Annotated in this window: 1 pseudogene; it reads right to left on the bottom strand. The window is 57.8% G+C overall.

The annotated features are described in order from the left end of the window. Positions 1 to 237 (bottom strand): annotated as a pseudogene (locus SB771_RS36960) (LLM class flavin-dependent oxidoreductase); the annotation flags it as partial.

The following is a 237-nucleotide window of genomic DNA, read 5'->3' on the forward strand; positions in this document are numbered from 1 at the left end:
CTACTCGTTAGGCGCAAACTCCGAAAGCACGTCCTCATGCAACTCATCAAGTATCTGCCGATAATCCCGCGGCGTCACACGAGGGTTCAACGCGACATGCGACACCCCCTGCTCCCGCGCCAGATCAAGATAATCACGCAACGCGCGACTACCAATCGCAAAACCGCCACCGATCCGCTTGAACGGATAATCCCGCCGCGGATGCAGGTACAAAAACCCGCCAAACGCGAGCGGCTT

The organism is Burkholderia sp. SIMBA_051 (assembly GCF_046534915.1).
GTDB lineage: Bacteria > Pseudomonadota > Gammaproteobacteria > Burkholderiales > Burkholderiaceae > Burkholderia > Burkholderia ambifaria.